Annotated in this window: 6 protein-coding genes; 2 read left to right on the forward strand and 4 right to left on the reverse strand. The window is 69.4% G+C overall.

Features of this window, described 5'->3' with window-relative positions:
* Window positions 1-499: 499 nt before the first annotated feature.
* From GEV10_31740 to GEV10_31750, 3 genes are all read right to left on the reverse strand, one after another.
* Window positions 500-1,489 carry a hypothetical protein gene (locus tag GEV10_31740; protein ID MQA82974.1) on the reverse strand — a complete coding sequence of 330 codons (990 nt, stop codon included), beginning with the start codon at window positions 1,487-1,489 and terminating at the stop codon, window positions 500-502.
* 97 nt (window positions 1,490-1,586) lie between these two features.
* Window positions 1,587-2,984: an aspartate ammonia-lyase gene (locus GEV10_31745; GenBank protein ID MQA82975.1), complete on the reverse strand. Its 1,398-nt coding sequence runs from the start codon at window positions 2,982-2,984 to the stop codon at window positions 1,587-1,589.
* A gap of 70 nt (window positions 2,985-3,054) precedes the next feature.
* On the reverse strand, window positions 3,055-3,447 hold the full coding sequence (locus tag GEV10_31750; protein ID MQA82976.1) for a VOC family protein: 393 nt from the start codon (window positions 3,445-3,447) through the stop codon (window positions 3,055-3,057).
* 208 nt (window positions 3,448-3,655) lie between these two features.
* On the opposite strand from GEV10_31750, the gene GEV10_31755 reads away from it, so the two are divergent.
* Window positions 3,656-4,330 (forward strand): deaminase, encoded by a 675-nt coding sequence (locus GEV10_31755; GenBank protein ID MQA82977.1) that lies wholly within the window; start codon window positions 3,656-3,658, stop codon window positions 4,328-4,330.
* Window positions 4,331-4,340: 10 nt separating this feature from the next.
* Entirely contained in the window at window positions 4,341-4,970 is a 630-nt protein-coding gene (locus tag GEV10_31760; GenBank protein ID MQA82978.1) for a DUF1707 domain-containing protein, read from the forward strand.
* On the opposite strand, the gene GEV10_31765 is transcribed toward GEV10_31760, so the two are convergent.
* The coding region (locus GEV10_31765; protein MQA82979.1) for an IS630 family transposase at window positions 4,967-5,105 on the reverse strand (139 nt) is incomplete at its 5' end. The genes GEV10_31760 and GEV10_31765 overlap by 4 nt on opposite strands.

A 5,105-nucleotide genomic window follows, 5' to 3' on the forward strand; every position in this document is an offset into this window, starting at 1 on the left:
CGAGCGGCGGCGGGTGCAACTCCCGCCGCCGACTCACCACCGGCTCAAAGACGAGAACACCGGCTGGACACTCCACGCCCACCCCGACGGCACCGTCACCTGGACCACACCCACCCGACGCACCTACACCCAACGACCCCATGACTACGGCGACACCTGACGTCGGGCGGACATGACGAAGCCCCGGCGACGCTGCCGGGGCTGTCAAGGGGCGTGTACTGCGGGCGGGCGGGGGTCTCAGTCGCTGCGACGCCGCTGGCTGCGGGACGGGTTCAGCGTCTGCAGTGTGAAGCGGTTGATCGCGCGGAAGATCTTCCGGTAGGAGATCTCGTTGTAGGGTGCGGGACGCAGGTTCACGGCACCCCTCTGCATGGTCGTCGTCTGCGCTCGTATACCACGCACAACGAGGCCCGCGCGACGAGGTTTCCCTCCCGGCCTTGTGAGCCGAGTCACGAGCGTGCGTTCGCATGCGACTGCTGCCGGTCCGTCTCGCGTGACCTCACGAGATCCTGCGCCACCACCGCTCCTTCGGTCGATCCTTCCAGCTACGGCCGGCGCCGCGATCTCGTTCTGGTGCAGGCGGAAGGCCATCGAGCAGGTACTGGAATGGCGGTATCTCCGGCAGTCCGAGCTGGGGATGGCACTCCCTGATGTGCCGGTATCCCGACGTGATGTACCAGAGTTGTTTGGTCGACAAGTGAGTTGCCGGGTGTCCCGCATCGGGATCCGCCAGAGGAACCGGATGCCGGCTCAGGCGCCAGTAGCGGTTCGACAGTTTGTGGAGCTGACCGCAGGTTCTGACCGACGGCAGGTCCGGCATGAGCAGTGAAGCCAGCTCCAGGTGCGTGAGCGGACCTTCGGGCAGCGCCACTATCTCCTCGTAGGTCGACCGCAGGGTCGACAGGCCGACGAGCCAGATCGAACCGGCCCACCAGTTGGCGATCAGGACGACGGCCGTCAGGGACACGAGTGCCCCGAACGTGAAGCCGTCCTCCCACTCGAGGCCGTTCGTCCCGCGATGGACGGGCAGCATCGCCGCGACGAGCGCTGCCGTGGCGCCGTAGGCCGCCCAGGCGGAGGGGTCCGACCGGCTCATCGGGTGATACACGCCACCGGCACGCCTCGGTCTCGCACGTGACACCAGCCCGTGCATGAAGGGGTTGCTGCCGGCGGTGAGCTCGTCGAACACCTGCCGCAGCTCGACAGCCGAGGGCAGGAGGTCCAGGTACGCGGAGATCCGACGCGTCAGGAACACTGCGCTGAAGACGTGTCCGACGGTCAACAGGACGAACACGATCCAGGAACCCGTGAGAGGGATGCTCACCGCGCCGCCGAGCGTCAGCGTGGCACCTTGTGTCGCCAATTTGGCGATGACCACCAGCAGGGCGAGTGCGGATCCCACGTAGAGGATCTTCGCCGTCGAGCCGGCACCGGTCACGATCCGGCGCTGCTCCAGGGCCTTGTCGCCGTCATTGCGCTGGTCGTCCATGTACTGTTACCGGCCTGTCGCCCGTCACTGCCACATGGCCACAGGCTAGTCGATCTCCCCAGCACCTTGCCCGTCGTGAGAGCGAAGGTCGCGGGCACTACGGGTGGGTCATGCGCAGCACGTCGAGGCTCTGGTCGAGCTGTTCGACGGTGAGCCTGCCGTCCTCGACGTAGCCGCCCTCGAGCACGACCTCGCGGATGGTCTTGCGCTCGGCCATCGACTGCTTGACGACCTTGGCGGCGTTCTCGTAGCCGATGTAGCGGTTGAGCGGGGTGACGATCGACGGCGACGATTCGGCGTACTCGCGGCAGCGTTCGACGTCGGCCTCGATGCCGTCGACGCAGCGTTCGGCGAGCAGTGTCGAGGCGTTGGCGAGCAGCCGGATCGACTCGAGGAGGTTGCGGGCGAGGACCGGCAGCATGACGTTGAGCTCGAAGTCGCCCTGGGTGCCGGCGAAGGCGATGGTCGCGTCGTTGCCGATGACCTGGGCGCACACCTGGCGGACGGACTCGCAGATGACGGGGTTGACCTTGCCGGGCATGATCGACGAGCCGGGCTGCAGGTCGGGGATCGCGATCTCGCCGAGGCCGCAGCGCGGGCCCGAGCCCATCCAGCGGAGGTCGTTGGCGATCTTGTACAGGCCGACGGCGTACGTGCGCAGCTGGCCGCTGGCCTCGACGAGGCCGTCGCGGGATCCCTGGGCCTCGAAGTGGTTGCGTGCCTCGGTCAGCGGAAGCCCGGTCGCGCGCGCGACCTCCTCGATGACCTTGGCGGAGAAGCCGGGCGGGGTGTTGATGCCGGTGCCGACGGCGGTGCCGCCGAGCGGCAGCTCGGCGAGCCTGGGGAGGCTCGCCGAGAGACGTTCGGTCGCGTACCGGACCTGGGCGGCGTAGCCGCCGAACTCCTGGCCGAGGGTGACGGGGGTGGCGTCCATCAGGTGCGTGCGCCCCGACTTGACGACGTCGGCGAACTCGGCGGCCTTGCCTTCGAGCGAGGTGGCGAGGAGGTCGAGAGCGGGCAGCAGGTCGTGGGTGACGGCACCGGTCGCGGCGATGTGGATCGACGACGGGTACACGTCGTTGGACGACTGCGAGGCGTTGACGTGGTCGTTCGGGTGCACGTCGCGGCCGAGGCGGGCGGTGGCGAGCGTGGCGACGACCTCGTTGGTGTTCATGTTGCTGGACGTGCCTGAGCCGGTCTGGAACACGTCGATGGGGAAGTGGTCGTCGTACGTGCCCGTGGCGACCTCGTTCGCGCTCGCCTCGATCGCCGCGGCGATGTCCTCGTCGAGGACGCCGAGCTCCGCGTTGACCTTCGCCGCGGCGGCCTTGATCCTGGCCAGGGCCGCGATGTTGGCGCTCTCGATCGGCTGCCCCGACACGGGAAAGTTCTCCACGGCCCGCTGGGTCTGGGCGCGCCACTTCGCCTGCGCCGGCACCCGCACCTCGCCCATCGAGTCGTGCTCGACCCGGTACTCCTGCTGCTGCTCGCTCATGAGAGCGAGGTTAGTAGAACCGGTGAGCGCGCCGAGTGTGACCTCCGGCGCACTCACCGGCCACGCGCGGTCAACCGGCGGCGCGCTCCGCCTCACTGCGTTCGACGCAGAACTCGTTGCCCTCCGGGTCGGCCAGCACGACGAAGCCCGAGCCGTCCGGCTTGCGGAAGTCGGCGACCTGCGTGGCCCCGAGGCCGAGCAGTCGCTCGACCTCCTCGTCGCGGGTGCGGTCGGTCGGCACCATGTCGAGGTGTACGCGGTTCTTCACCGTCTTGCCCTCGGGCACCGGGATGAACAGCAGGTGGTAGACGCCCTTCGGGTCTTGGAGCACCCACTCGGGGTCGCCCGGCTCGTTGGGGTTGTCGGGCACGTCGATGAAGCCGGTCACCTTGCGCCAGAACTCACCGAGGCGCGAGGGGTCGGGCCCGGAGTCGAACGTGATGGTGCGGATGTACGAGGTCATGATGTGTCCTGTCGGTCAAAGGTGCATCCGCGGCTCAGGCATTGTCCTCATGGACCGCGGAAGGCACGGAAACGAGCACTGACATCGCCGTACCTCCTTCCTTCCTCGAGTGCCGGCGTCCCCGTTGTCAGGACGGCGCGCAGCATCCCACGGCTGCCCGGCGGCGCGCACGGGGGTTTCCGTGCGTGGTGAGCGGTACGGTGCGCGGATGAGGCCGTACGTGCTGCTGTCGGTGGCGACGTCGGTCGACGGCCACGTCGACGACGCGAGCGACGCCCGGCTGGTGCTGTCGAACGAGGCTGACCTCGACCGGGTCGACGAGGTCAGGGCCGGCTGCGACGCGATCCTCGTCGGCGCCTCCACCGTCCGGCGCGACGATCCCCGGCTGGTGGTCAGGGCGGAGCGGCTGCGCGCCGACCGTGTCGCGCGAGGACGGCCGGCCGACCCCCTCAAGGTGACGATCACGACGAGCGGCGAGCTCGACCCGGCCGCCCGGTTCTTCCGCACGGGAGAGAGCGGTCGGCTCGTCTACTGTGCGGACGCGACGGCCGGCGCGCTCGGCAGCCGGCTCGGCGGTCTCGCCGACGTGGTCGCCGGCGGACCCGGTGCGGTCGACCTGCCCTGGCTGCTCGCGGACCTGCACGGGCGCGGCGTTCGCAAGCTGCTCGTCGAGGGCGGTCCCGCCGTCGCGGGAGCGTTCCTGGCGGCAGGTCTCGTCGATGAGCTGCACCTGGTGATCGCGCCGTTCTTCGTCGGCGACCCGGCCGCACCGCGGTTCACCGTGCCGGGGTCGACGCCGTACGGTCCGGCACGACCGATGACGCTCGCGGAGGTCCGCCGGCTCGACGGCGTTGTGCTGCTGAGGTACGTATTCGGCGGGTAGGCTCGGCGTCATGTCGGACTCGACCGGGCGCGACCCCATGACCTACCGCGCGTCCGACGGCGATCGTGAGCACACCGCCGAGATCCTCCGCGAGGCCGCCGGTGACGGCAGGATCACCCTCGACGAGCTCGACACGAGGCTGACCGACACGTTCGCCGCCCGCACCTACGCGGAGCTGGCGCGACTGACCGACGACATCCCGCCGGCGGCACCGGGCGCGCTCGCGCCGATCCCGCCCGGCGGCGTCCCCGTCCCCACCGCCGACGCCGGGCCGCTGGTGCTCAAGACGTCGGGCGGCGGCATCCAGCGGAAGGGGCGCTGGCTGGTACCCGCCAGGATCGAGCTCGACGGCACGTACGGCTCCGTCCAGCTCGACTTCCGCGAAGCCGTCTTCGCCGCACCCGTCACCACGCTCGTGGTCCGCACGAAGTACGGGTCGGTCTACCTGACCCTCCCTGACGGGGCGACGGCGCAGGTCGACATCACGTCCGCGTGGGGGACGATCCGCAGTGCGGTGCCCGCCATTCCCGTCCCCGGTCACCCGCACCTCGTCGTGACCGGCGAGTCCTCGTACGGCTCGGTCCGCCTGCGCTACGGCGTGGGCCACAAGGTCCGCCGGCGCAGGAACAAGGGCGACTAGTGTCGCCCGCCGGAAATTCGTGTGATATATCGTGCGAGGGAGTCGAGGATTTCCTCCGCGGTCTTCTTCCACACGAACGGTTTCGGGTCCTCGTTCCACATCTTGATCCATTCGCGGACGTCTTTCTCCAGTGCC

It is taken from the genome of Streptosporangiales bacterium (assembly GCA_009379955.1).
In the GTDB taxonomy this organism is placed as follows: domain Bacteria; phylum Actinomycetota; class Actinomycetes; order Streptosporangiales; family WHST01; genus WHST01.